We start from the raw sequence: 25,532 nt of genomic DNA on the forward strand, positions 1-25,532 counted from the left end.
AGGGCAGAATTTGCCTTACCAGGCAAATTCTGTTGCCGCCGGCGGCGCGAATGCATTGGCATTCGGGCCAACTGCGGCAAGCACCCTTCATAGTCCCTGTTTTTTCTCTTATGGGTTCTCCGCAAACGGACAGGATCTAGAAATGGCATCCCCAACCCCGGCGGGAGCCAGTCTTCCTTCTCGCTTAGCGTCCCCTTCTCCGCACCCCCACAAGTTCACAATTTCCTTGACTTTTGGGGAGGGGAAGTTTATAATTGTTGTATTATACAACAGTTGAATTGATCAACAGTTGGCTGGGCAACAATTAAATATTACACCATTGGGAGGAAGCATGAAGTATAATTATGTCAGCATCATCAGACGATGTGAGTTATCATACATTCGAAGTGAACTGGAGGAGTTTGGGTTGATTCCGCTGGAGGGACGTCTTATCCGGCTGTTGAAGGATAATTGCTGCAGTCAGGAAGAATTGGGAGAGACTCTGGATATCGATAAAAGCAGGATAGCCAGGACGATTTTTATGCTGGAGGAAAAAGGTCTGATTCACAGGGTAATTAATGAGAAGAACAGACGTCAGAAGCTTGTATCGCTGACTGAGAACGGGCTGGAGGCTTATAAAACGATCTGTGAGATTTATCAGGCATGGGATGCTATTTGCTACAAAGGCTTTACGGACGAAGAAAGGGAAATGAACACGGAATTTATTAAACGTATCTCCCAGAATGTAGTGGGGTACAAAAAAGAGAATGGGGGAAAGAGTAATGGTTAAAAATCTTACAAACGGCAAGCCGCTGAAGCTGCTGTTTTTCTTTGCACTGCCTATGGTGCTGGGAAATCTGTTTCAGCAGCTTTATAATATGGTGGACTCTATGGTGGTGGGAAAGTTCGTCGGTGAGGATGCTCTGGCTGCGGTTGGGTCGTCCTTCCCTGTTGTATTTCTCTCGATTGCGATTGCGGCAGGACTTTCCATGGGCTGTACGGTTGTAATTTCTCAGCTGTTCGGGGCAGGGCAGATAAAAGAGATGAAGACAACCATTTATACGGCGCTGATTACACTGGGGGTGGTCGGGGTGATTATTATGGTGCTGGGAGAACTTTTTTCATCTCCACTGCTTAATATTCTGGGGACGAATAAAGAAATTTTTGCGGATTCACTTACATACCTGCGGATTTATTTTGGCGGTGCAATCTTTCTGTTTTTATATAACTCTCTGAATGGTATCTATAATGCGCTGGGAGACAGCCAGACGCCCCTTAAGTTTCTGATTGTCTCGGCACTTACCAATATCGTGCTGGATCTGCTTTTTGTCATACGTTTTCATATGGGAGTGGCAGGGGTGGCGTGGGCTACACTGATTGCCCAGGGAATGTGCGCGGTCTTTTCATTTTTCGTCCTCATGCGCCGGATGCGGGATATGAAAAATGAACCTGAATTTGCAGAGGAAAAGCCCGGTCTGTTTGAGATGTCTGCGATGAAAAGGATTGCTAAAGTAGGGGTACCGTCTATGATTCAGCAGTCGATTGTATCCGTGAGCATGATGTTTATGCAGGGGCTGGTAAACTCTTATGGAAAGGTATTTGTTGCAGGGTACACGGCGGCTACAAAGATTGATACTCTTGCCATGATGCCGAATATGAACTTTTCCAATGCCATGTCAAGCTACACTGCCCAGAATATCGGGGCAGGAAAGGAAAAGCGTGTAACACAGGGGTATAAGGCGTGCCTGCTGATGGTATTGATATTTTCCATTATAATTACAGGCGTGATCTTTCTGTTTGGACCGCATCTTCTGGGACTCTTTTTGAATGCAGGTGCGGCAGGCAGTGCAATGGGATATGGATTGAAGTACATGAAGACTGTGTCTGTATTTTATGTGCTGATGGGATTTATGTTTGTAGGAAACGGTTTGCTTCGTGGAGCTGGGGATATGGGAGCTTTCATGCTCAGTTCCATTTCAAACCTGGTTACGAGGGTTGTGATCGCTTACCTGCTGGCTCATTTTATCGGGTCCAGTGCCATCTGGTGGTCTATACCGATTGGCTGGGGAATCGGGTCCCTGTTCTCATTCCTGCGGATCAAAAGCGGAAAATGGAAAGCAAGGAAACTTTTGGAGAATTAGGTGGGGCTGCCCGGGAATATTTTAACCAATATGGGCGAGCGGAGGATTTATGACGAATATATTACTGGTGGAAGATGATGAGACGATTTTATTTGGGATTGAATCGGCATTGAAGCGAAAAGGATATGTATGTACGGGCTGCGCCTCTGTAAGGCAGGCAAAGGAACTGTTTCCGGGGGGATTCCAGCTGGTTCTCCTGGATTTGAATCTTCCGGACGGCAGCGGTTATGATTTCTGCAGATGGGTGAAGGAGAGGGCAGATACTCCGGTCATCTTCCTGACGGTTCGTGACGATGTCAGGGATATCACAAGGGGTCTGGATATGGGCGCTGATGATTATATTACCAAACCGTTTCATGTTGCGGTTCTGGAGTCCAGAATTGCGGCGGTACTCCGCCGCACGCCCGCGGAGGGGGGGAATGTCCTCATCTGTGGGAATATCCGGCTCAATAAGGAGAAAATACAGGTGATGCTGGATGATAAGCCGGTGGATACAACAGCTTTGGAATACCGTCTGCTGGAAGTTCTTATGGAGAATAAGGGGCGGACGCTGCCGCGAAATCTGATTCTGGATAAACTTTGGGATGCAGAGGGCAATTTTGTCAATGACAATACACTGACGGTTACCGTGAAGCGCCTGCGGAAAAAGCTGATGGATACTGAGTACATTGTTACCATCCGCGGTATTGGGTATCGGATGGAGGAGAATATATGAGAAGGCAGGGCTTGAAAGCCTTTTTGGTATCCTGCGTATTCTGGCTGATACCCGGGATACTGGCAGGGGTTTTGACTGCCTTTTGTTATAGCCTTCGTGAATATGATTATACGGTTCGTTTGACAGAGGCGGTGCTTGAGGGCAAATCTATCGCGGCAGGTTTAAAATATGCCGGAGAAAAGGGTGGCAGTGCGGATAAAGAGAGCGTAAGCGATGAGAATAAAATACCGGAAACGAGCGGCGGGGCGGGGGAGGCGGATCAGGCTGCTGTTGATGCGGATGCCTACCTGCAGTCCTATGGGTATGGAAAACTGGATCGATTTCCGGGTCATCTGCCGTACGCCCTGACAGCAGGGATTGTACTTTTTGAAATATCAGGGGCAATTCTGTTCTTTTTAAGAGGAAGAAAAGATAAGCGATGCAGGGGCCGGATCGAAGGCCTGACAGAATATCTGAAGGCGGCAGGACGGGGAGAGGCAGCTGCGCTGAACAGGCAGGAGGATATGTTTTCCCATCTGGAGGACGAGATTTATAAGACCGTTGCAGAGCTTGCATGTACCAGAGAAGAGGCGGTCAGGGATCACGAGATTCTAGAGGAGAGAACAGCGGACATAGCGCACCAGTTGAAAACACCCCTGACTTCTATGTCACTGATGGCAGAGCTTCTGGAACCCTCTTTGGGAGAGGAAGATAAGGAATATCTGAATCGGCTGGAAAATCAGGTGGAGCGACTGAAAGGGTTAGTAGAGGGACTTTTGACTCTGGCGAAACTGGATTCGCATACGCTGGTATTCCACAGGCAGAATGTAGAAGCCAAAGAGCTGATCGAACTGGCTGCAGAGCCGCTTAGAGCGATGCTTCGGCAGAAACGGGTGGAACTTGCATGCTCGATCGGGGGAACAAAAGAGCAGGAGATCTGGCTCTTTGCAGATGTCCAGTGGACTGCGGAGGCTCTTCTGAATATTCTGAAGAACTGCCTGGAGCATTCCCCAAAAGACAGTAAAATCAGTGTCTCCTGTGAAGAAAATCCTCTTTATACGGAGCTGATCGTAGAGGATGGAGGACGGGGGTTCTCGAAAAAGGATCTGCCCCATCTGTTTGAAAGGTTTTACAGGGGGGAGGAGGCTGCAGATGGCAGTGCCGGTATCGGCCTGGCGCTTGCAAAATCCATCATTGAAAAGCAGAACGGACAGGTCCGGGCAGAGAATTCTGCACAGGGACATGCCCGTTTCTGTATCAGATGGTATCATCCTTAATTGCGGATATGATATTCTGGCGTACAATTTTTCTGCCGCCCATATAGTAAGCTCCTATGATAGAAGCAAGAACCAGTAAGGTGTAGCCAAGGACGGCTGCATATGGTGCAAAAGGCAGATATTCTGCCAGTGTTACCTCATTGATGTAAAGGAAACCTGCAAGGACTGCTGCCTGGAACGGCAGACTGTAGAGCAATGGTTTTAGACCCAGTTCCAATCCTTCCAGAAACAGCATCCGCCAGAGCTGTGCCGGTGAGAGGCCAACCGATTTGAGCATTGCGAACTCCCGGCTTCTCTGGCGCAGATTTCCGGAAATACTTGCCCACACATTGGAAATACCGATCAGTGCCAGCAGCCCGGTTAAGAATGCCACAATAATGCTCATAACGTTGGTGGACTGCTCTTGCATCTCGTCCTTTTCTGCCAGGTCAGATACCATGTAGTCGCCGCTGCCGTAATATTTCCCGAGGATCTGACTGATCTGTCCGGAGACTGTCTGAACCAGCGGATAAGAGATGCCTCCGGTGTCATCTGTCAGAAAGATGCCGTTGATGGATGAGGCGGTGTACTGCCGTTTTTCACTGCAGGATTCGGCGATATCCAGCACATGTTCCATAGGCATAATTGCAACTAATGTAAAACGCGGCAGACCGATGCCTTTTGCGGGAAGTTCTGATACAAGATCCCCCGCGGTAAGGCTGAACTCAAAATCACCGGTATCTTCATCATAGGCTCTTTCTGTAAAAGTGAGCAACTGTCCCTGCTCAAGTTTCAGGATATCACGGTAGACGTTTTGTTTACGGGTGCTCGCTTTAGGATCCGCGGTTCGGTTATAAATCAGCGCCTTAGAGGGATCCTCATAATAAGAAGCAGGATTCGTATGCATTTTTTCGCAGTATTCATTGAAACTGTCTTCCTCCAGGCCTATGAGTACAGAATAAATCCGGTACTTCCCGTTCCTTTCAATCGGGGAATATTTTTTTTCAGAGACAATTTGATCGAACCCGCCCAAATACGTTTCGATATCATCGGAAGTCTGAGATTCTGTGATCCAGGTGGCACAGGGCATTTTATTCAATAAAACTCCCTTTGAGATGTCAGGCACTTCCAGAACCTCATCCAGGGCCTTCTGTTCAGGCGGCCTGCCGTCGCTGATACTGAAAAAAACGTGGCCATTGGATTCATCCTGCGCCCTGTATACTTCTTTTGATGCATTCTGAGCAGTAATAATGTATAGAAAGCCTGTCAGCAGAAGGAAAGAAAGGCACAGTGAAATGGTAGCGGCCCTATAGGATTTTTTTCGTGCAGCTAGGGCGTTGGAAGCCAGCTCCCCGCTGATTCCAAAACGGCTGGATATGCGTCCCTGCCGGATCTTTTTCCCTTTCAGCATCTCTACCTGCCTCAAAGCCTCTACAGGCATCATTTTTGAGATTCTGCGGGCGGGTATTCTTGCTGAGAGCCATGCGGTGGCGGCGGACAAAAGTATTGCCGGCAGTATGGCGGGAAGTCCAAAGGTAAGTACAATATCCGGAGCGGTTCTGCCGATATTGTTTGCCCCGTTAATCAGACGAAACAGCCCTATATCCAGCAGCCAGCCGCATAAAATTCCGATTGGAAGCGGTATAATCAGCAGAATCATTGCCTCTGATATCACTGCGGCCCTGATTTGTCTGGGGGATGCACCGATTCCCGCAAGTGTTCCGAGCTGTACCAGTTTTTCGCTGGCAGACAGAGCAAAGGCGTTGTGGATGACCAGCACAAATACAGCAATCAACAGCAGAGATATTACGAGAAACATAGCAGGCACGGCAAGGACGTTGAGACTGTCGATGCTTCCGAGCTGCTCCGGAGAGAGAATCCCGTATTTAGAGAGCAGGTCTGCATTATATCTGAGCGTATAGCTGCCATATTCATCCTCCTGATAGCCTATGGAGCGGGCAAGCGCCGGGAGCTCTTTATAAGTGCTCCTCATGGGATCAAAACGCAGATAGACTGTAAGCTGATCGTCCGGGGCTATTGTTTTTGGATCAAGGAAGCTCATTCCGATGTATGCCGGTACAGAGGAGGATGTAGTGACATCCTGGATTCCTACGATTTTGTAAGTCTTTGTGCCAGTCTGGCGGAAGGTTTCTTCTTCGTGAAATCCGTCTGTTTCCATGCACACCTCTCCCTGATAGATGCGCTGTCCGATGGGAAGCGTGAGGGTATCGCCCACTTTTGCCTCAGGATGATCCTCAAAGTACTGTTTTGAAAGCACAAGCTCATCGGATGCCTGCGGGAGTCTGCCTTCGGTCAGAAAATCTTTTTCCGGCATGGAATCCCAGTACTCCTGGCTGGCACCGCGGGTAATGAGGTAGTTCCGTCTGCCTTCGTCTTCAAGCCTGGCCACCTCCCAGGGACCTTTCACGAGGACTGCAGAGACAGAAGCATAGTTTTCGATGTGCTCCAGGTCTTTCCCATAAGTTGTATCAAAGAGTTCACCGTGCCAGTCACCGTCCTCCATCTTAGTAAGGGCAATGGCATCAGTCCACATTGTGTAGACGAAACCGCAGAAGCAGGACATCATAGTGGTCATGAGAAATAATGCGGTCATGATGGCAATACTGGTCCGCTTATTTCTTCTGATCGTGTCCCATACGTACTCTCGTAAAATTTTCATCAGGACACCACCTCGTCATACAGAATTTTACCGTCCTCCAGGGTGATAACGCGGTCTGCCTTCAGGGCAGTTTTTTCATCGTGTGTAATCAGGAGTACAGACTGTCCGTACTGCCGGTTGGAAAGTCTCAGAAGCTCGATCGTCTCTTCTGAATTTTTTCGGTCCAGATTGCCCGTAGGCTCATCGGCAAGCAGGATTGCCGGATGGTAAATCAGGCTTCTTGCGATAGCTGTGCGCTGCTGCTGGCCTCCTGATAGTTCACTGGGCAGGTGGGTGAGACGGTCGGTGAGCCCCAGTGTGGAAACAAGATGGCGGAACCGTTCCTCATCCGGCTTCTGATTATCCAGAAGTACGGGGAGAAGTATATTTTTCCTTACATTGAGTGTGGGTATCAGGTTATAAAACTGATAGACCAGCCCAACCTTTCTGCGCCGGAATACCGCAAGCTGCTCCATACTGAGCGTTGAGATATCCGTGTCTTCGATAAAAATATTGCCGCTGGTGGGACGGTCGACCCCTCCCAGCATGTGCAGCAAAGTGGACTTCCCGGAACCGGATGCACCGACAATGGCAGTAAAGCTGCCACGTTCCAGAGAAAGAGAGACATCATCCAGTGCTGTTACCGTATTGGAACCACTGCCATAAGTTTTTGTGAGATGACTGCAGCGTAAAATTTCCATAAGTTAAAAACTCCTTTCATGATTGATGATAACATATTAAAAAACAAAAGTGACAGGAAAGTGACATTGGGATTTGGGGAACGAGTTTTAGTGGGGGGAGGAGGGGACGCTTACCGAGAGCCTGGACGGACTGTGAAACCTTATAAAGTGACTTACATTTTCTTTCCATATTTGCAGAATATAGCTGTTATACTATTAGTTAATTGCTGGGACTTTTATGCTTCACCAATTGAATTGATATGCAGAAAAAATATATAAAAAACAGAAAAAGGGTTTTCATTTTGTTGATTGTGAGGTATTATTTAGTTAGATAAAGCTAACTATTGGACGCAGGTGCCGGAATTAACGGCGCTTGTTTCCTCTTATTTCACAGTTAAAGTCAGACAGGAGTGAAGATTTATGGCAACTGCAATTATATGTATCATAATCATTATTATTTGTGTACTGGGCATTAGAAGTTATACGAAGCGCTTGACGCATGGGTGCTGTGGGGGCGGTCAGGATACGGTAAAACGTGTAAAGCCGGCAGATAAAAATATTGCCCATTATCCGTACATAAGGAAAATAAGGATAGGGGGAATGACATGTGCCAATTGTGCAAAACGAGTGGAAAATGCATTTAACAGTATGGACGGTGTATTGGCAAAGGCTGATTTTGCAGAGGGCAGTGTAACGGTCAGGATGAAAAAGGAACACCCGGACACCAGGCTGAAAGAGGTGGTGCAGTCGGCTGGTTATTTTGCGGTGGGAATTGAGAAACTGTAACAGGTCTGTGTATGACTTCAAATATTGAATTTATGATGCACATGAGACTAGTACAGCATTGCATTAAGCGAAGAAGACTGAGCGCGTCTGCGGTAAATATGCCGGGGCGCGCTTTAATTTTAAATTGTGCACTCAGGACTCATATGGTATACTTATTAACGATTCTAAAAAATACTTTTAAAGAAATATTTGAGAGGAAGGATATACGATGGAGAAAATCAGAATTGGAATTGTTGGATATGGGAACATCGGACGTGGAGTTGAACTTGCGGTGGAACGCAATGAGGATATGGAATTAAAAGCCGTCTTTACACGGCGTGCACCAGAGAGCGTCCGGATTATGACAGAGGGCGTTCCGGTCGTACACATGGACAATATGCTGAGCATGAAAGACGAGATCGATGTTATGATCCTGTGCGGCGGTTCTGCAACAGATCTTCCGGTGATCGGACCAGAGATTGTTAAGAACTTCAATACAATCGACAGCTTTGACACTCATGCAAAGATTCCGGAATACTTTGCAGGTATGGATGCATCCGCAAAAACAGGCGGACATATCGGAATTATTTCCGTAGGCTGGGATCCGGGAATGTTTTCTCTGAACAGGATCTATGCGGAGTCCATCCTTGTACAGGGAAATACATATACATTCTGGGGAAAAGGCGTAAGCCAGGGACATTCGGATGCGATCCGCCGCGTAAAGGGCGTGAAGAATGCCATCCAGTATACCGTACCGGTTGAAGAAGCAGTGGAACAGGTAAGAAGCGGCTGCGGGCCCAAGCTTACTACAAGAGACAAGCATTTGAGAGAGTGCTATGTAGTTGCAGAGGAAGGCGCGGATTTGAAGGAGATCGAAGAAACCATCAAAAACATGCCAAACTACTTCTCAGATTACAACACAACCGTGACATTCATCACCGAAGAAGAGCTGAAAGCAGAACACAGCAGGATGCCTCACGGCGGATTTGTCATCCGAAGCGGTGAGACAGGAAGAGACGGCAGCAAACACGTAATAGAGTACTCATTGAAGCTGGATTCCAATCCGGAATTCACATCCAGCGTGCTGGTATGCTACGCGCGCGCTGCATATCGTCTCTCTAAAAATGGAGAGTCAGGCGCAAAGACTGTATTCGATATCGCACCGGGGCTGCTTTCCATGAAGACGGCAGAAGAACTGAGGGCAGAGTTACTTTAATGAAGTAACGCAAGAAAAGGGGACAGTCCCCTTTGAAAGGATGATACTATGGAGAAATTATTTCGTTTACTGTATGAGTGTATGACGCAGGGGCAGGACGCAGTCCTGGTTACGATTGTCGCAAGCTCTGGTTCTACCCCGCGGGGGGCAGGGGCGCGCATGCTGGTTACCGACGCAGGAAGGATCTGCGGTACGGTGGGCGGCGGGGCAATCGAACACCACAGTGAAGGTGTGGCTGCAGAGGTCCTGCGCACGAAGAACTCGCATTTGGAGTATTTCCAGCTTAAGAAAAATGAGGTTCAGGATCTGGGGATGATCTGCGGAGGCGATGTAAATGTGTATTTTCAGTACATATCTGCCAGCGATGAACAGAATCTGGTTCTAATTAAGGAGATTGAGGCATTATATCAAACAAAAGAAGAATTCTGGCTTGTCAGTGAGATTTCTGAGGACGGGGAGGGAGGTATGGCGGTTTGCCGCCGGTCTGGCACTATTGCAGGACTGTCCCTTCCGGAAGCGGTTCTGGAAGGGCTGCAGAGGAAACCCGTGCAGATAGATGCAGAGGGGCGGAAGTATTACTGTGAGAAAATGCAGCAGCAGGGGCGTGTCTATATATTCGGGGGAGGACACGTTTCACAGGCGCTGGTGCCGGCTCTCGCGGCGGTTGATTTCCGGTGTGCAGTCCTGGAAGACAGGGAAGAATTCAGCCGGCCGGAGTTATTTCCAGGTGCAGAAGAAATCCTGTTAATTGAGAACAGCCATATTGCCGATTATGTAAATATCGGTGCCGAGGACTATGTATGCATCATGACCCGCGGACATAAGGACGATCTGGCTGTCCAGGCACAGGTTTTAAAGACTTCAGCAGCTTATATCGGAGTGATCGGGAGCAGGCATAAGAAAGCCGGCGTGTTTGCAAAATTGAAAGAACAGGGATTTACGGATACGGATCTGGACAGAATTACGACTCCGATCGGTCTGGCCATCGGGGCAGAGACTCCTGCGGAGATCGCGGTGAGCATCACGGCCCAGCTGATTCAGCAGAGAGCAGGAAGACATCCGCAGACATAGCTGTCCGGCCTCAGTATCTGGTAAATACAGGAACCGCAGGGGAATGTTTGCGGAGAGAAAGTAAGATATGATATAATATAGCGATTCTACAGGAAAGGGATTGAAACTATGAAAAAATTGTTTAATAATCTGCCATTCCGGCTCCTTCTTGGAGTGGTGGCAGGTATCCTTATCGGCCAGATTGCCAATGAAGGATTCATGAATATTGTAGTCACTGTTAAATACATTCTTGGACAGCTGATCACATTCTGTGTGCCGCTGATCATCATCGGTTTTATTGCCCCGTCCATTACAAAGCTGGGCAACAATGCCTCCCGGATGCTGGGAGTGGCCATCGTCATTGCCTATGTATCCTCAGTACTGGCGGCGCTTCTGTCCATGCTGGCAGGATACGGACTGATCCCGCATCTCTCTATTGTGTCTCAGGTAGATGGACTGAAAGAACTGCCGGAGGTGGTATTCCAGCTGGATATTCCGCAGATCATGCCGGTCATGAGTGCACTGGTATTTTCCGTAATGATCGGACTCGCGGCTACATGGACAAAGGCCAAAGTGATCACACAAGTGCTGGATGAATTCCAGAAAATTGTACTGGAAATCGTTACAAAAGTTGTAATCCCGGTACTGCCGATATTTATAGCATTTACATTCTGTGCATTGTCCTATGAGGGTACAATCACAAAACAGCTGCCGGTATTTATCAAAGTTGTTCTGATCGTTATGGCAGGACATTATATCTGGCTGGCTGTACTCTATGGAGTGGGCGGAGCCTATTCTAAAAGCAATCCGCTGGACGTAATCAAGAATTACGGACCGGCCTATATTACAGCTGTGGGAACTATGTCTTCTGCGGCAACTCTGGCAGTTGCCCTGCGGTGTGCGAAGAAATCAGAGCCGCCTCTCAGAGAGGATATGGTGGATTTCGGAATCCCGCTTTTTGCAAATATCCATCTTTGCGGTTCTGTTCTGACAGAAGTGTTTTTTGTTATGACTGTATCCAAAATACTCTACGGAAGCATACCTTCCGCAGGGACAATGGTACTGTTCTGTCTGCTTCTGGGAATCTTTGCAATCGGAGCACCTGGGGTTCCCGGCGGTACCGTAATGGCTTCCCTGGGGCTGATCACAGGTGTGCTTGGATTTGACGAGACAGGAACTGCACTGATGCTTACGATCTTTGCACTTCAGGACAGCTTTGGAACCGCATGTAACGTGACCGGAGACGGAGCACTGACTATGATGCTGACCGGTTATGCAAAGAAACATAATATTGAAAAACAGGAAATCAGCATAGATTTATAAAATAGTTGGCTGTACTAAGCGTATCCGGCTGTAAGAAAGCCGGCGCGGCGGTGCAGCCGTATTTTATGGTACGGGAAATGCCTCCGGTGAAAGAAGACAGCAGCGGAGCTGAAGGAAAGATAAATGAAAAATAATAAGACAAATGACATGACAACAGGGAACCCGGTAAAGATCATTATCTGGTTTATGGTTCCGATGTGTCTGGGCAGCATATTTCAGCAGTTTTATAATATAGCAGATTCTATTATCGCCGGACAGTTTCTGGGGGTAAATGCCCTGGCGGCTATAGGAAGCACAGGATCATTGATGTTCATGGTGACCGGATGGATCAGCGGGATCAGCAGCGGATTCTCTATCTTAGTGGCACAGTGGTTTGGCGCCCGCAAGTACGACCGGATGCGTCATTACACGGCCATGTCGGTTTACCTAACCATTGGAATTATCGTAATTATGACGGCAGGCCTTCTGGCAGCTAATGAACCGATTCTGCGGCTTATGAATACGCCGGCAGAACTGATGCCGGATGTAAAAGGGTACATGGCGGTCATTTATGCAGGACTAATCGTGACGGCCGCTTACAACTCTCTGGCGGCGGTGCTGAGGGCCTTGGGGGATTCGAAATCTCCGCTGTATTTTTTAATCATATCCGCTGTGATCAACATTTTTCTGGATATCATATTTATAACCTGGTTCCACATGGGCGTGATCGGATGCGGATATGCGACAGTGATCGCCCAGGGAATCTCTGCACTGCTATGTTTAGTGTATATCATAAAGAAGTTCCCGATATTGCATCTTAAGAAAAAAGACTTTCGCATTTCACTTAACAGTATTAAAAATCTTTTGGCGCTGGGAACGCCGATGGGGCTACAGTTTTCCATCACCGGGATTGGAACGATCATTGTACAGGGAGCAGTGAACATATACGGTGCAGTTTATATTGCCGGTTTCTCGGCGGGTGCGAAAATCCAGAACCTGATCGCCTGTATTTTTCTGGCATTTGGCGCAACGATTGCAACTTATGTGGGGCAGAATTGGGGGGCAGGCAGGATAGACCGTGTGAAAAAAGGCGTCTGGTATACACAGGTAATGATTTTAATAAGCAGTGCAATCCTGATGATACTGATATTTTTCTTTGGAAAATATATGGTGCTGCTGTTTGTATCCCCATCGGAGAAAGGCGTGATCGATGCGGCCGTGGTCTATTTCCTGGCCGTCTTCTGGTGCTATCCGTTTCTGGGAAGTATCTTCGTGTACCGAAATGCCCTGCAGGGAATGGGATACGGTCTGGTCCCCATGCTGGGAGGCGTGTTTGAACTAACGGCCCGTGCCCTTGTCGTAGCAGCTGTGGCCGGAAAAACAAGCTTTTTCGGAGTCTGTCTTTCAGATCCGGCGGCCTGGCTGGCGGCATTGATTCCTCTGGTACCGTATTACTTTTATAAGATAAAAAAGGTGGAGAAAAAGTAAAGATTCTCCACTTTTTTGTTGAAATCTTTTCTACGTTTCTATATAATAAAAATATTGACAGAACAGAAAAAATAGTTGTTCTGCGGGCAGGAGGAAATTATGGCCGGACAGTATGAAGGTATGGCAATAGGCGTATTTGAGCTTGACAGCGAGTGCGCATGTTTTGTAGCATTAGATGCGGCAGCAAAAGCTGCTGATGTAAAGATCCAGGCAGTGGAAAGAAACCGTCTGGGAGCAGGAGCATGTGTAAAGATGAGAGGCAATGTCTCTAATGTCAATGCAGCCATGGAAGTAGCGCTCAGGGTGGCGGAGCCAATCTCCGAGATTGTATCCCACACAATAATTGCAGCACCGTTAGCTGAGACAGAACCAGCAATTACAATGACAATCAACAAGTAAGGAAGAGGTATAGTTATGGCATATGGAGCATTCGGACTTGTAGAAGTCCTTGGGGAAGCAAACGCTGTACTGGTGACAGACCAGATGCTGAAGGCAGCAGAAGTATCCTATGAGACACAGGACACAAAATGCGGAGGACATGCCCTCATATTCATCAGCGGCAGTGTTTCCGCAGTAACAGCAGCAGTAGAGAGCGCAACGGTAAATCCACCGTGTAAAATATTAAACTCGGCAGTAATATCCAACCCTTCAGAAGAAATGATTCACATTGTTGAGGAATTTAAGGCGCGTTGATTGAATGGGGACGCCGGCCGGAATCGTGACAGGGCTCTTCTGGATGCGGATTTAGGGGATAACTGCCACTAATCAAAATGAAAGCCAGCATAATGAACACCGACGACAAACACGAGAATGCAGGATGCATTCTCGCTAAGTCGTCTTTTCCGCAGGGCTGGAAGCCCTGTGGAAAGTTCATATGCTGGCTTTCATTTTGATAAAGTGGCAGTAATCCCCTAAAGACGCATCCAGAAGAGCCCTGTCACGATTCCGCCCGCCTGGTTCATCCAGCCGTAAAATCCGCCGTACATTCCGGGGGGATATGTGGGGCGGGAGAGGCGGATTTAGTAAGGTTATGCGGAGCTCATTCTAAACGGATGAAAAACGTGTTGCGTTTGTGGAAACCATCCGCTGCCCACCCAAAATACATCCCCATAAACTGCGTTCCCAACCGTCTGGATGCACCCAGCCTGACAGAAGCATGGAGCAGGGCGGCAAAGGGAAGCAGGGGGTGTTTTTGCGGGCATAAAGCGTGTGATTAGAAACTCTTACAGCAAAACAGGAGAATCTTATGGCCAAATCTTGATTTACAAAATCAAGATTTGAGGCGGCTGAGCTGAGAAAGCATCAGGCTTTCTCAGTGAATCCGCCTGTAGCCATAAGATTCTCATGTTTTGCTGTTAGAGTTTCTTCACAAAGCGTCAGCCCGCAAAAACACCCCCTGCTTCCCTTTGCCGTCCTGCTCCATGCTTCTGTCAGGCGGCCCCCCATCAAATTTCGGAAAGCGGTTTAAATGTATACCCCATTTCTTCCCATTTAGTCAATAGTTCATCCAGTATTTCCCCATTTGTTTTTGAGGTGCTGTGGAGCAGTACGATTGCCCCCGGATGAATTCTACCGAGCAGTTTTTCAAAGGCCTGCTCTTTGGTTGGCTGATCGTTTTCGTACCAGTCTACATAGGCCAGGCTCCAGAAAAAGGTTTTATATCCCATTTCTTTTGCCATCTGCAGGTTTGTTTCACTGTATTTCCCTTGCGGCGGACGATAATACTTGGTCATTTCCTGGCCGGTGATTTTTTTGTATTCTTCCTCCACATCTCCCAGTTCTTTTTGGAAGGCCTCCTGAGTTGATATCTGTGACATATCGGGGTGGTGATATGTATGGTTGCCTACTGTATGGCCTTCGTCAACCATGCGTTTGATGAGATCCGGATTAGAGGATATGAACGTACCTACCACAAAAAATGTTGCGGGCACATTATGCTTTTTCAGAGCATCTAAAATTGCGGGGGTATTGCCATTTTCAAATCCGGCATCAAAGGTAAGGTATATGACTTTTTCGTCTGTATTTCCGGAATAGTATGCGTCATACTGCTTCAGTTCTTCAGCAGTTGCATTGGCAACCGGCGGCTGGCCTTCATCCTGGAAACTTAGTCCCCAGTTCCCTTCGGCAGAGGTGGTGACAGCCTGAGGGGCAAAGTAGTCCTGCGCCCTTCCGGCGGCGCGGCCGGCAATAAATGCGGCGGCAAAGAGCAGTACAAGTTTGGCACTGCTTTTTAAGAGTTGTTTCTTTTTCGTACCAGGTTTCAGATTGATTTTCATTACATCTCCAGAGTCTTATTCCCTATAGTATATGATGGGAATATCGAAATATTTTCCTCTTATGACAAATCAGCGGAAGATGCAGAACGAAAATCAATATTTTTGTGAGGTATAGAAATGGATTTTTCGGGGAAAGAGTGATAAAGTGATAGATGAAAATCTGTAATGTTAGGAGTATAAGATGGAAAGAGCAGCACTATTTTTTGATATTGACGGTACCATACTGAGTGAGATTACGAAAGAGATTCCGCAGAGTGCGCTGGATGCCATACGGGCGGCAAAGCGTGCGGGGCATCTGCTTTTTATAAATACAGGCAGAACATTCTGCAGCATACCGCCAAAGATCAGCCAGTTTGAGTTTGACGGATTCCTGTGCGGCTGTGGGACATTTCTCACATATCACGATGAGGTTTTATTTTCCAGATCAATTTCCCGTGAACGGGGAAGAGAGATTATTGATAAAATGATGGAGTGCAGACTGGATGGGATTATGGAAGGCACCGAAGATATTTATCTCCCAAGCAGAATGTCCCGATTTGACCGGCTGGAGAGCTCCAGAAGGTATTTTCAAAATGCGGGGCTGGGACTGGAAGAATATATTGAAAAAGGAGACTTTGTGTATGACAAACTATTTGTATATGCGGATGAGCTCAGTGACAGAGAAACATTCTTCCGGTTCATAGAAGCGGATATTGAGCCGCTCGACCGGGGCGGGGATACCTTTGAGTGTATTCAGAAAGGCTATTCCAAAGCAACCGCATGTGAATATATTTTGCAGAAATTCGGGATGGAGATTGAGCAGGCTTATGTGTTTGGAGACAGTACGAATGATCTGTCCATGTTCGAGTATGCGATACATTCGATTGCAATGGGGACCCATGCGAAAGAGCTTGATCCGTATACAGAGTTTGTAACAGAAAAGGTGGAGGAGGACGGGATCGCCCGTGCAATCAGCCACTATGGCCTGGGGTAAATAGAATATACAAAAGGAGGCAAAGGGATGAAAATATTTGTTTACAATTACCGGGAATTTGATGAGGCTGTATTCTTCCGGCAATTTTCCAGGGAATACGGAGTGGAACTGGGGATCTGCTGCGATGATCCCTGCATGGAAAATGCGGGCCTGGCGGAGGGATATGAATACATCAGTATTATCACAACCAAAATGGATGCGCAGCTGATCGAACGTTTCCACGAACTGGGCGTTAAAATGATCTCAACCCGGACAATAGGATATGATCATGTAGATCTGGAGGCGGCACAGAAGTTTGGAATCAGAGTCAGCAATGTGTCGTACTCACCAGAGTGTGTGGCAGACTACACGCTTATGCTTATGCTCATGGCAATCCGCAAAATGAAGCGGATTATGCAGCGGGAGGAGATCAATGATTTTTCTCTTCCAGGTATACAGGGGCGTGAAATGCACAATTTTACCGTGGGCGTTATAGGTACCGGAAAGATTGGACAGGCAGTGATCAGAGATTTGAGCGGATTCGGATGTAAAATTTATGCCTATGATCTGTACCCGTCCGAAAAGGTCGGAACATATGCAGAGTATGCCAAACTTGATACAATTTATGAAGAGTGTGATATGATAACGCTGCATATGCCGCTCGGCGACGAGAATTACCATATGATCAATGCAGAAGCTATCCATAAGATGAAACCGGGGGTTGTCCTGATTAATACAGCCCGTGGCGGTCTGATTGATACAAAAGCACTGCTGGACGGACTGGAGTCAGAAAAAATCGGTGCGGCTGCAATGGATGTGATTGAAGATGAATTTGGGATGTACTATTATGACAGGAAATCAGATGTTATAAGCAAGAGAGATTTATATATACTGCGCGGATTTCCGAATGTGATTGTAACCCCTCATATGGCATTTTATACAGATCAGGCGGTGAGCGATATGGTGAAACATTCCATAGAAAGCTGCTGTCTGAATGAGGCGGGGAAAGAAAATCCCTGGATGATTGTTTAAGGGGGGGGGCAGACTGTAAATAAAATGGTTCTCAGGGCGTTGCCTGAGAACCATTTTATTTACAGTCTGAGAACTATTGCAACTTATTGCAATAGTGCTGCTGCTGATTATCTGCATACTTCAATTTTTATTCTTGGCAGGAACGAGAGTGAATAATATATTCTCTTTCGACAGTGCCGCCTGCGTATCCAGCGGTAAATTGTCATCTACGATAATCTCATCTACATCGCGTAAGGTGCATACACGGGTCATGGCAACCTTCCCGAACTTGGAGTGGTCAACAATCAGGTAAATATAACGGCCGGCGCGGATAGATTGTTTCTTAGCATCAATTTCATGAAAGCCGGCATTCGATATCCCAAAATTAATATCTACAGAGTCTGCTGTTAAAAACACCTTGTTAACTCTGATATCCCTTAGGAAATCCTGAACCATAGGTCCTGTCAATACACCGAAATCATTCCTGCGTATTCCGCCTGTGACGATTAATGTAGAACTATCATCCAGGATCACAGAAGTTGCGATAAAGAGATCGTATGTAATAATAGTCAAGTTTTTCTTATCAGCAAGATTTAGGCCGACCTGGAGCGAGGTGGTTCCTGAATCTAAAAAGATTGTGTCCCCATCTTCAATGTAAGAAGCTGCAAATTTCCCGATGGCTTTCTTTTCATCAATCATCAGTTTCGCTTTTTCATTATAAGCATGTTCGAAGGATGTGCTCTTTTCTGTAAGAAGGATGGCACCGCCTCTGGTACGCTCAAGTTTACCCTCCTGACTCATTTCGTCTAAATCTCTTCTGATGGTAGCTTCTGAAACATTTTGCAAAATTGATAGCTCTTTTATAGAAGCACTGCCATGCGTTTGTATATAGTTCAGTATAAAAACCCTTCTTGCTGCAGGAATATCCTGCAAATTTTCATTTTCCAAATCCTTATCCTACTATCCTTATTGTATTTTAAATACGTCTAAAAAACCTGCGTATTTATGGATGATTATAAGCGCTTTAGCGATAATTGTCAATAAAGGTTTTGCAACTTTAGAGTTTCTTGTTTGCAGCTCTGGGGGTTCTTATGAATGACTTTCAGTAGTGATGGGAGGAAGGCGAGACGACAAGAGAAGGTACTATTTATAGATTTAATATGATATAAATGTAACAATATGCAGCATATCAGAGTTGAAGTGCAATTATATGAAAAAATATGCAAGATATACACGAAAAAAGTTGCAATAATTTGCAATAAGATGTATAATAAAGAAAAATATAAACACACGAAAAGGAGATGTAAAGTATGAACTGGTTAAAAGAAACATTTGGGACGGACAAACCTATTATTGCAATGTGCCACATGCAGCCAATGCCTGGGGATCCTTATTATTGCACAGAAAAGGGTATGGAATATGTGGTGAAGGCTACAAGGAAGGAATTACTGGCGCTGCAGGACGGCGGAGTAGATGCGGTCATGTTTTCTAATGAATTCAGCCTTCCTTATCTTACAGATGTAAAAGCAATTACTCCAATTGCAATGGCAAGGGTAATTGGAGAATTACATTCCGTAATTAAGATTCCTTATGGTGTAAATGTTTTGTGGGATGCTGAGAAGTCAATTGATTTGGCCAGCGCTACAGGAGCTTCCTTTGTCCGTGAGATTTTCACGGGAGTATACGCATCAGATTTTGGGATCTGGAATACAGACTGCGGGCAGACGGTACGCCACCAGAAAGAGGTGTGTGCAGAGAATGTTAAGCTTTTATTTAATATTATACCGGAAGCAGCCAAATATATGTCAGACAGAGATATTGCACAGATTGCCAAGACTACAGTATTTAACTGCCGGCCGGATGCGCTCTGTGTTTCGGGAATCACCGCGGGAAGTGAAACAGACGTACAGATATTAAAGATTGTGAAGGAAGCGGTCCCGGATACTGTGGTGTTTGCTAATACCGGCGTCAGAATCCACAATGTAAAAGAGCAGCTTCAGATAGCAGACGGAGCAGTGGTCGGGACTACCTTTAAGGTAGATGGTAAATTTGAAAACTGCGTAGATACTGACCGTGTAAAAGAATTTATGGATCAGGTTCATTCAATTAGAAAGGGGCAGTAGAAATGGAGGCAATCATTCAGATCGCACTTGATGTTACAGATAGTGAGAAAGCCGGATATCTTGCAAAGTGTGCAGTAGAGGCCGGTGCAGACTGGCTTGAGATCGGAAATCCTTTGAATAAATTTGAAGGCGTACATGCCATAAATTATATCTCTTCTAGATTTGAAAATACCTACATACTAGTTGACTTCATGATATTGGCCGGAGCAAAGAGATATGTCACTGCGGCAAAAGAACGGGGAGCTAAAAATGTGACTGTAACAGCCCTGTGTCCTGATATTACAGTTAGGGAGACTATCGAAGAAGGCAAGAAACAAGGAATTGATGTGACTGTGGACTTATTCAATGTTGGGGACGTGGTGGAAAGTGCCAGAAAATATGCGGCCATGGGAGCCGATTATATCATGGTACATTTCGGCGTTGACCAGAAAAGGGAAAATCCTGATGCAGCACCTCTTGAAATGTTAAAGAAGGTACATAGCGTAATCGATACCCCCCTTTCATTTGCCGTATATAATGAAAACGAAGCTATAGAAGCAGTAAAAAATGGGGCAAGCATAATTGTTGTGGGTGAGCCGCTTTTGTCGGCACAAGATCCAAAAGCAGCTATGAAAGCTTTTATAGATACAGTAAAGTCAGCGTAACTGTTCTGTCCGTGCAAAAACGCTGAATGTAAGTTTCCGGGAACTGTCATCAGCATAGACGGTGTGCACTCCCGGGGAGTTGGAGGACTAAGAATAGATGGGAAATACTAATAAAATGAAAGCAGCTGTTATAAGAGACAATCCAAGAAGGATCGCAATCGAAGAGATGGAGATTCCTGTGTGTAAACCGGATGAGGTGCTGGTACATGTGAAAGCGTGCGGCCTGTGTGGCTCTGACATCCATGGGTTTATGGATGAGGCATCTAAGGGACGGGTGGCCGGATTGGTAATGGGGCATGAGCCCAGCGGAATCGTGGCAGAGTGTGGGGAGAATGTAGAGGGATACCGCCCTGGAGACAGGGTAGTGATTAATCCCCAATTTTTTTGCGGAGAATGCTATGCCTGTAAGCATTCCTGGTTTAATATCTGTGAAAATGGCGGAATCATTGGTTCTTCATTACGTGGATTTAAACAGGGGGCTATGGCAGAATATGTAACTGTCCCAAAGGAAAATCTCCATGTGCTTCCAGAAGGCTTAAGCTTTGCAGAGGGTGCCATGATCGAGCCGGTAGCCAATGCAATCCATGCAGTAAACCGTGCAGGAGTTAAGATTGGTGACTGTGTTGCAGTGGTCGGTGCGGGAACCATCGGTCTATGCATGATCCAGGCCGCTAAGCTGGCAGGGGCAGGATGCGTGGCAGCCATTGATATCTCAGATTTTCATTTGGATATGGCGCGCAGGCTGGGAGCAGATATTGTGATTAATTCGGCTAAAATGGACTCCATAGAAGAGGTGAAAAAGAATTTTCACGGTATCGGGGCAGATGTAACTTTAGAGGCAGTGGGAATCGGAGAGACATACAGGCAGGCATCCTTGATGACGAGAAAAAGGGGTACTCTTGTACTATTCGGTGCGGCAAAAGAGACGGCGCTTATACATCTGTATCCTTTTTTGCACCGAGAATTGAATCTGGTGGGATGCACGGGATTTGACGCGGAAGTTGATATAGGGCTTCAAATGCTCTTGGAAGGTAAAATGCAGGTGCAGCCGCTTATTACCCGTGAATATCCCATAGAAGAAACAGCCGAGGCGATACATGCGGCCGTATCTGAAAGCAATGATATCCTGAAGATTGTTCTGGTAAGCTAAAGCCCCGATATCTAATGGGATGGGCAGGGTAATTCATCGTTACACTTCAGCCGAAATCTGAACGGTAACGTTTTATACGAAAGGTAGACAAAATGAAAGAGATATTAAAAGAACTGTGTAGTCAGCCCGGAGTATCAGGTTACGAAGACTGCGTGGGAAAATATATGTACCGATGTTTTTCAAAATATACAAGTCATATCACTACAGATGCAGCGGGAAATCTGATGGCAGAGTTTAAAGCCCGAGATCCTAAAGCAAAAAAGGTAATGGTGTTTGCACATATGGATCAGCTTGGATTTGTCGTAAAGCGTATTGATGCGGCGGGATTCCTGGGAGTAGAGCGGCTGGGAGGAATTCCGGAGAAAATACTTCCGGGGCTTGAGGTGCTGGTGCGGACCTGTGGGGGCAAATGGATTCCTGGAGTGATTGGAAATAAATCTCATCACGTTACAGATGCCAGTGAAAAATATAAAGTGATCCCCATACAGGAACTCTATGTTGATTTGGGGCTTTCGTCCTCGAAAGAAGCGGCAGAAGTGGGCATTGTGCCTGGCTGCCCTGTAGTATATAAGCCGCGTTTTACTGAGCTTGTCCGGGAAAGGTGCTATGGAACGGCATTGGATAACAGAGGCGGATGTGCAATACTGCTGGAACTGGCTAAGAGGCTGGCAGGGGCTGAATGTGCCCTGGACGTATATCTTGTAGGAACGGTTCAGGAAGAATATAACCTGCGGGGGGCTATGGTGGCATGTGCATCTGTGGAACCGGATTTCGCCATTGCTTTGGATGTGGCAATCACTGGAGATACCCCTGATATGGGTGGAAAACTCCCGGTTTCGTTGGATGCGGGACCGGTTATGAGTATGTATAATTTTCATGGGAGGGGCACTTTAAACGGGACAATTCCCCACCCCCGCCTTGTAGAAATGACAGAAAATGCAGCAAAAGAGCTGAAAATACCTCTGCAAAGAATAGCATCCTGCGGAATTTTGACTGATGCATCTTATGTCCAGCTGTACGGGAGGGGAGTACCGGTTATAGACCTGGGCTTTCCATGCAGGTATACACATACAGCAGTAGAGCTGTGCAGCATAAAAGATTTGAAGCAATTATCCTGCCTGGTAGAAAAAATATTGCGGAATGCTCCAGAGGATATTGAATTTACACGTAAATATGAGTAATGCGGGAGAATAGCTATGGCTGAAAAATATCTGATGGGGATTGATATTGGCACATCCCAGTCAAAGGGCATCATTACTACACTTGAGGGTAAAATAATCGCAAATGCCGCGGCTGCCCACGAGACGGTTAGTATACGTCCGGGATTTTTTGAACATGACCCCGAGTGTGTTTGGTTTCAGGATTTTAAAGATTTAGTCAGGGAGCTGCTTGCCAAAAGCAAAATAGCTTCTGAAAATATCCATGCAGTAGGGGTCAGTGCCATTGGGCCATGTACAGTTGTAGCGGATGGATATGGGCATCCGCTGCGGGACGGCATATTGTATGGGATTGATACGCGTTCAGTCAGACAGATAAAAGTACTAGAAGAGAGATACGGGCAGGAATATCTGGTCAGGCATTGCGGAAATGTTCTGTCTTCACAGTCTGCAGGTCCTAAGATTATGTGGGTGAGGGATAACGAACCTGAGATTTTCAGCCGGACGGAAATGATCATGACTTCAACATCTTATATCGTCCACAGGCTGACCGGCAGAAATGTTATGGACTACTATACCGCATGCGCAGGATATACACCTTTGTTTGACTATGAAAAGATGTGCTGGGATGAAGCGGTCTGCCGGGAAATTGGATGTCACGGGAAAATGCCTCAATTGCTGTGGAGTGCAGAACTGGCAGGAAGAATTACTAAACAGGCAGCGGGAGAGACGGGGCTTTCTGAAGGGACAGCGGTAAATGTGGGGACCTGCGATGCGACCGCGGAGGCTGTCAGCGTAGGGGCTATTAAACCCGGGAAGATGATGCTCATGCTGGGCAGCACTGCTTTTATGATCGCAGTACTGGATCGGCCGGTGAGAGATATCCGTATGTGGACTGCTCCATATTTGTTTCCGGGGACTTACAGCCTGCTGGGGGGCATGAGTGCAGCAGGGCTTTTGACAAAATGGTACCTGGATGAGTTTGGTGTAGAGTTCCGCCAAAAAGCAGAGCAACTGGGGACAGATGTGTATACCGAACTGATGCAAAGCGGAAAAGCAATCCCGGCGGGATGTGACGGCCTGGTTGCCCTGCCGTACTTCTGCGGAGAGCGGACACCCATATTTGATGGCAGTGCAAAGGGCGTCTTCTTTGGCCTGAACCTGAATCATACAAAAGAACATTTGTACAGAGCGCTTTTGGAAAGCACGGCCTATGGCATACGCGACAACTTTAATGTGTTTGATGAATATGTGAAACTTGAAAATGAAGTTCTGACTGTGGGGGGAGGGTGCAAGAATCCGCTTTGGCTCCAGATTATCAGTGATGTAACGGGGAAAAAACAGTCAATTTCAGAAATAACTTTGGGGGCTGCTTATGGTGATGCATTTCTGGCAGGCATTGCTACAGGAATGGTTCAGAAGGAGGCGATTGACCGATGGGTACGGGAAAGATATAAGGTCTGCCCCGTGGAATCCAGAAAAGAAGTTTACGATTTTAATTTTAGCATCTACAAAGAACTGTATGAAAATACAAAGCAGTTAATGGAGAAGGTGAATCTGCGGCAGAAAAAGAAAACAAACGAATGATGTGTAATTGTAACTGTTCAGCTAATAAATCAGGGAGAAAAAAGTATGGAGAACAAACGAATATTAGCAATATTGTTAACGGCAATTCTAGTTATCAGCACACTTGCAGGATGCGGAAAAGACAGCAAAAATGATTCGGACAAAACAGATACAGAGAAAGGTGGGGATCAGGTTACGCTAAATGTGATTCTCTCCGAAAATGACCAGACAAAAGACCTGCTTAATTACTTTGATAAGTTTACAGAAGATACAGGGATAAAGATCAATTATGAAATTATGGCAGAGTCCAGTTATATGGACAAGATGACCCTAGGTATGTCCGCTAATAACCAGCAGTATGATGTGGTCATGGCATCCCCTGCAACGCTTGGCACACTTCTGGACGGAGGCTGGGTACAGTCCCTGGAACCTTATCTGGGTGACAGTGGAAAAACAGATGCAGGCTGGCTGGAAGGGTTATCAGACTCTATGCTGTCTGTTGCAGAACGTGATGATGAACGGTATGCAGTACCTTATAACATGGGTGTAAATATCCTTTACTACAATAAATCTATGTTTAAGGATGCCGGGCTGGATCCGGAAAATCCGCCGACAACACTTTCCGATGTTCTGAAAGCAGCTGAGGAATTAAATGACCCGGATAATGGGAAATATGGGATATCATTCCGCGCCACAAGGGAAGGAAATGCGAATACATTTTTGTGGGCAATGCTTTGGATGGCATGTGGCGGAAGCTGGGAGAGTGCGGAAGGCAAACTGGACTTCTCGGCGATAGGCGGCCCTGAAGCAGTAAAGGCGACCGATTACTTTTCGGAGTTCCATAAGTATGCACCTGTGGGAATCAGCAGTTATGGATACGAAGAAGCACAGCTTGCATTCCAGCAGGGAATCACGGCGATGTGGATCGATACGTCCATCCTTGCAAGCAATATTTTAAATAAAGAGGATTCTACCATTGCAGGTGATGTGGGATTTGCCGCATTTACAGAAGGACATGCAATAGGTTCACCGTGGATGTTCCTGATGGCATCAGAGACCAAGCATCCTGATGAGGCATGGCAGTTCATGCAGTATGTGACCGGCTACGAGGTACAGATGGAACAGGTAAAATCAGGAGTTCAAACCGGTCCGGTTCGTTCAGATGTGTTGAATGATCCCAACATTGATGAATATTTCAACGCCGAGCTGGCGAAGGCGGTCAACTATGGGATTGAACATGACCCCATCAGCAATTACTTTCCGGCAATTAACGAAATGACAGAGATCCGGAGCCTGCTTGCTGTCAGGATCGCAGATGTAGCTTTGGGGAAACAGGATTCACAGACAGCAATTACAGAGCTTGGAACAGAGGTAAATGACCTGCTGAAACGGGATGGCGTGATACAATAGGCAGGCGGTTGAG

Annotated in this window: 23 protein-coding genes; 19 read left to right on the forward strand and 4 right to left on the reverse strand. The window is 46.6% G+C overall.

Annotated features, from left to right (window positions below; all coding sequences use genetic code 11):
- Positions 1-331 precede the first annotated feature (331 nt).
- Genes HMPREF0240_RS09640 through HMPREF0240_RS09655 form a run of 4 tightly spaced genes read left to right on the forward strand, consistent with a single transcriptional unit; the run spans position 332 to position 4,091 of the window.
- Complete coding sequence (locus HMPREF0240_RS09640) at positions 332-769, forward strand: winged helix DNA-binding protein (RefSeq protein ID WP_009003251.1); 438 nt, start codon at positions 332-334, stop codon at positions 767-769.
- The gene (locus HMPREF0240_RS09645) at positions 762-2,120 is read left to right on the forward strand and encodes an MATE family efflux transporter (RefSeq protein ID WP_009003252.1); all 1,359 of its coding nucleotides are present in this window, start codon (positions 762-764) and stop codon (positions 2,118-2,120) included. Before HMPREF0240_RS09640 ends, HMPREF0240_RS09645 begins: the two co-directional genes overlap by 8 nt.
- Before the next feature lie 49 nt (positions 2,121-2,169).
- Positions 2,170-2,835, forward strand: a complete 666-nt coding sequence (locus HMPREF0240_RS09650; protein WP_009003253.1) for a response regulator transcription factor — start codon at positions 2,170-2,172, stop codon at positions 2,833-2,835.
- Positions 2,832-4,091, forward strand: coding sequence for a HAMP domain-containing sensor histidine kinase (locus HMPREF0240_RS09655; protein ID WP_009003254.1), 1,260 nt, complete (start codon positions 2,832-2,834; stop codon positions 4,089-4,091). Before HMPREF0240_RS09650 ends, HMPREF0240_RS09655 begins: the two co-directional genes overlap by 4 nt.
- Here HMPREF0240_RS09655 and HMPREF0240_RS09660 read toward each other — a convergent pair.
- On the reverse strand, positions 4,072-6,750 hold the full coding sequence (locus tag HMPREF0240_RS09660; protein WP_009003255.1) for an ABC transporter permease: 2,679 nt from the start codon (positions 6,748-6,750) through the stop codon (positions 4,072-4,074). The two genes, HMPREF0240_RS09655 and HMPREF0240_RS09660, sit on opposite strands and share 20 nt — an antisense overlap.
- Positions 6,750-7,430: an ABC transporter ATP-binding protein gene (locus HMPREF0240_RS09665; RefSeq protein ID WP_009003256.1), complete on the reverse strand. Its 681-nt coding sequence runs from the start codon at positions 7,428-7,430 to the stop codon at positions 6,750-6,752. Before HMPREF0240_RS09665 ends, HMPREF0240_RS09660 begins: the two co-directional genes overlap by 1 nt.
- A 399-nt stretch (positions 7,431-7,829) precedes the next feature.
- Here HMPREF0240_RS09665 and HMPREF0240_RS09670 point away from each other — a divergent pair, with 399 nt between their 5' ends.
- The 7 genes from HMPREF0240_RS09670 to HMPREF0240_RS09700 all read left to right on the forward strand — a co-directional run bounded on the left by HMPREF0240_RS09670 (position 7,830) and on the right by HMPREF0240_RS09700 (position 13,923).
- Positions 7,830-8,195 carry a heavy metal-associated domain-containing protein gene (locus HMPREF0240_RS09670; protein WP_009003257.1) on the forward strand — a complete coding sequence of 122 codons (366 nt, stop codon included), beginning with the start codon at positions 7,830-7,832 and terminating at the stop codon, positions 8,193-8,195.
- Positions 8,196-8,403: 208 nt separating this feature from the next.
- Positions 8,404-9,390 carry a diaminopimelate dehydrogenase gene (locus tag HMPREF0240_RS09675; RefSeq protein WP_009003258.1) on the forward strand — a complete coding sequence of 329 codons (987 nt, stop codon included), beginning with the start codon at positions 8,404-8,406 and terminating at the stop codon, positions 9,388-9,390.
- Between the two features lie 48 nt (positions 9,391-9,438).
- A complete protein-coding gene (locus HMPREF0240_RS09680) occupies positions 9,439-10,461 on the forward strand; it encodes an XdhC/CoxI family protein (protein WP_009003259.1) in 1,023 nt (340 codons plus the stop codon).
- 108 nt (positions 10,462-10,569) lie between these two features.
- A complete protein-coding gene (locus tag HMPREF0240_RS09685) occupies positions 10,570-11,763 on the forward strand; it encodes a dicarboxylate/amino acid:cation symporter (protein WP_009003260.1) in 1,194 nt (397 codons plus the stop codon).
- 123 nt (positions 11,764-11,886) lie between these two features.
- Complete coding sequence (locus tag HMPREF0240_RS09690; RefSeq protein WP_009003261.1) at positions 11,887-13,230, forward strand: MATE family efflux transporter; 1,344 nt, start codon at positions 11,887-11,889, stop codon at positions 13,228-13,230.
- Between the two features lie 99 nt (positions 13,231-13,329).
- Positions 13,330-13,629, forward strand: coding sequence for a BMC domain-containing protein (locus HMPREF0240_RS09695; protein ID WP_035312877.1), 300 nt, complete (start codon positions 13,330-13,332; stop codon positions 13,627-13,629).
- A gap of 15 nt (positions 13,630-13,644) precedes the next feature.
- A complete protein-coding gene (locus tag HMPREF0240_RS09700) occupies positions 13,645-13,923 on the forward strand; it encodes a BMC domain-containing protein (protein WP_009003263.1) in 279 nt (92 codons plus the stop codon).
- A 752-nt stretch (positions 13,924-14,675) separates the two neighbouring features.
- On the opposite strand, the gene pdaA is transcribed toward HMPREF0240_RS09700, so the two are convergent.
- Complete coding sequence (gene pdaA, locus HMPREF0240_RS09705; RefSeq protein WP_035312879.1) at positions 14,676-15,506, reverse strand: delta-lactam-biosynthetic de-N-acetylase; 831 nt, start codon at positions 15,504-15,506, stop codon at positions 14,676-14,678.
- A 181-nt stretch (positions 15,507-15,687) separates the two neighbouring features.
- Between pdaA and HMPREF0240_RS09710 the strand changes: the two genes are divergently transcribed.
- Complete coding sequence (locus tag HMPREF0240_RS09710) at positions 15,688-16,479, forward strand: HAD family hydrolase (RefSeq protein WP_009003265.1); 792 nt, start codon at positions 15,688-15,690, stop codon at positions 16,477-16,479.
- Between the two features lie 27 nt (positions 16,480-16,506).
- A complete protein-coding gene (locus HMPREF0240_RS09715; RefSeq protein ID WP_009003266.1) occupies positions 16,507-17,490 on the forward strand; it encodes a D-isomer specific 2-hydroxyacid dehydrogenase family protein in 984 nt (327 codons plus the stop codon).
- 120 nt (positions 17,491-17,610) lie between these two features.
- On the opposite strand, the gene HMPREF0240_RS09720 is transcribed toward HMPREF0240_RS09715, so the two are convergent.
- Positions 17,611-18,417: a DeoR/GlpR family DNA-binding transcription regulator gene (locus HMPREF0240_RS09720; RefSeq protein ID WP_009003267.1), complete on the reverse strand. Its 807-nt coding sequence runs from the start codon at positions 18,415-18,417 to the stop codon at positions 17,611-17,613.
- Between the two features lie 362 nt (positions 18,418-18,779).
- Here HMPREF0240_RS09720 and HMPREF0240_RS09725 point away from each other — a divergent pair, with 362 nt between their 5' ends.
- From HMPREF0240_RS09725 to HMPREF0240_RS09750, 6 genes are all read left to right on the forward strand, one after another.
- Positions 18,780-19,592 carry a BtpA/SgcQ family protein gene (locus tag HMPREF0240_RS09725; protein WP_009003268.1) on the forward strand — a complete coding sequence of 271 codons (813 nt, stop codon included), beginning with the start codon at positions 18,780-18,782 and terminating at the stop codon, positions 19,590-19,592.
- A gap of 2 nt (positions 19,593-19,594) precedes the next feature.
- The gene (locus tag HMPREF0240_RS09730; RefSeq protein ID WP_009003269.1) at positions 19,595-20,236 is read left to right on the forward strand and encodes an orotidine 5'-phosphate decarboxylase / HUMPS family protein; all 642 of its coding nucleotides are present in this window, start codon (positions 19,595-19,597) and stop codon (positions 20,234-20,236) included.
- Between the two features lie 97 nt (positions 20,237-20,333).
- Entirely contained in the window at positions 20,334-21,386 is a 1,053-nt protein-coding gene (locus HMPREF0240_RS09735; protein WP_035312881.1) for an alcohol dehydrogenase catalytic domain-containing protein, read from the forward strand.
- 92 nt (positions 21,387-21,478) lie between these two features.
- Positions 21,479-22,567, forward strand: a complete 1,089-nt coding sequence (locus HMPREF0240_RS09740; protein ID WP_009003271.1) for a M20/M25/M40 family metallo-hydrolase — start codon at positions 21,479-21,481, stop codon at positions 22,565-22,567.
- A 15-nt stretch (positions 22,568-22,582) separates the two neighbouring features.
- Positions 22,583-24,130 carry an FGGY-family carbohydrate kinase gene (locus HMPREF0240_RS09745; protein ID WP_009003272.1) on the forward strand — a complete coding sequence of 516 codons (1,548 nt, stop codon included), beginning with the start codon at positions 22,583-22,585 and terminating at the stop codon, positions 24,128-24,130.
- A gap of 45 nt (positions 24,131-24,175) precedes the next feature.
- Positions 24,176-25,519: a sugar ABC transporter substrate-binding protein gene (locus HMPREF0240_RS09750; RefSeq protein WP_009003273.1), complete on the forward strand. Its 1,344-nt coding sequence runs from the start codon at positions 24,176-24,178 to the stop codon at positions 25,517-25,519.
- Positions 25,520-25,532 lie beyond the last annotated feature (13 nt).

Origin of the sequence: Clostridium sp. D5 (genome assembly GCF_000190355.1) — a bacterium.
Classification (GTDB): Bacteria; Bacillota; Clostridia; order Lachnospirales; family Lachnospiraceae; genus Faecalicatena; species Faecalicatena fissicatena_A.

Excerpts from the sequence above, each read along its gene's own strand:
- HMPREF0240_RS09640 (WP_009003251.1), top strand. The coding sequence starts at position 332 with ATGAAGTATAATTATGTCAGCATCATCAGACGATGTGAGTTATCATAC.
- HMPREF0240_RS09645 (WP_009003252.1), top strand. The coding sequence starts at position 762 with ATGGTTAAAAATCTTACAAACGGCAAGCCGCTGAAGCTGCTGTTTTTC.
- HMPREF0240_RS09650 (WP_009003253.1), top strand. The coding sequence starts at position 2,170 with ATGACGAATATATTACTGGTGGAAGATGATGAGACGATTTTATTTGGG.
- HMPREF0240_RS09655 (WP_009003254.1), top strand. The coding sequence starts at position 2,832 with ATGAGAAGGCAGGGCTTGAAAGCCTTTTTGGTATCCTGCGTATTCTGG.
- HMPREF0240_RS09660 (WP_009003255.1), bottom strand. The coding sequence starts at position 6,750 with ATGAAAATTTTACGAGAGTACGTATGGGACACGATCAGAAGAAATAAG.
- HMPREF0240_RS09665 (WP_009003256.1), bottom strand. The coding sequence starts at position 7,430 with ATGGAAATTTTACGCTGCAGTCATCTCACAAAAACTTATGGCAGTGGT.
- HMPREF0240_RS09670 (WP_009003257.1), top strand. The coding sequence starts at position 7,830 with ATGGCAACTGCAATTATATGTATCATAATCATTATTATTTGTGTACTG.
- HMPREF0240_RS09675 (WP_009003258.1), top strand. The coding sequence starts at position 8,404 with ATGGAGAAAATCAGAATTGGAATTGTTGGATATGGGAACATCGGACGT.
- HMPREF0240_RS09680 (WP_009003259.1), top strand. The coding sequence starts at position 9,439 with ATGGAGAAATTATTTCGTTTACTGTATGAGTGTATGACGCAGGGGCAG.
- HMPREF0240_RS09685 (WP_009003260.1), top strand. The coding sequence starts at position 10,570 with ATGAAAAAATTGTTTAATAATCTGCCATTCCGGCTCCTTCTTGGAGTG.
- HMPREF0240_RS09690 (WP_009003261.1), top strand. The coding sequence starts at position 11,887 with ATGAAAAATAATAAGACAAATGACATGACAACAGGGAACCCGGTAAAG.
- HMPREF0240_RS09695 (WP_035312877.1), top strand. The coding sequence starts at position 13,330 with ATGGCCGGACAGTATGAAGGTATGGCAATAGGCGTATTTGAGCTTGAC.
- HMPREF0240_RS09700 (WP_009003263.1), top strand. The coding sequence starts at position 13,645 with ATGGCATATGGAGCATTCGGACTTGTAGAAGTCCTTGGGGAAGCAAAC.
- pdaA (WP_035312879.1), bottom strand. The coding sequence starts at position 15,506 with ATGAAAATCAATCTGAAACCTGGTACGAAAAAGAAACAACTCTTAAAA.
- HMPREF0240_RS09710 (WP_009003265.1), top strand. The coding sequence starts at position 15,688 with ATGGAAAGAGCAGCACTATTTTTTGATATTGACGGTACCATACTGAGT.
- HMPREF0240_RS09715 (WP_009003266.1), top strand. The coding sequence starts at position 16,507 with ATGAAAATATTTGTTTACAATTACCGGGAATTTGATGAGGCTGTATTC.
- HMPREF0240_RS09725 (WP_009003268.1), top strand. The coding sequence starts at position 18,780 with ATGAACTGGTTAAAAGAAACATTTGGGACGGACAAACCTATTATTGCA.
- HMPREF0240_RS09730 (WP_009003269.1), top strand. The coding sequence starts at position 19,595 with ATGGAGGCAATCATTCAGATCGCACTTGATGTTACAGATAGTGAGAAA.
- HMPREF0240_RS09735 (WP_035312881.1), top strand. The coding sequence starts at position 20,334 with ATGGGAAATACTAATAAAATGAAAGCAGCTGTTATAAGAGACAATCCA.
- HMPREF0240_RS09740 (WP_009003271.1), top strand. The coding sequence starts at position 21,479 with ATGAAAGAGATATTAAAAGAACTGTGTAGTCAGCCCGGAGTATCAGGT.
- HMPREF0240_RS09745 (WP_009003272.1), top strand. The coding sequence starts at position 22,583 with ATGGCTGAAAAATATCTGATGGGGATTGATATTGGCACATCCCAGTCA.
- HMPREF0240_RS09750 (WP_009003273.1), top strand. The coding sequence starts at position 24,176 with ATGGAGAACAAACGAATATTAGCAATATTGTTAACGGCAATTCTAGTT.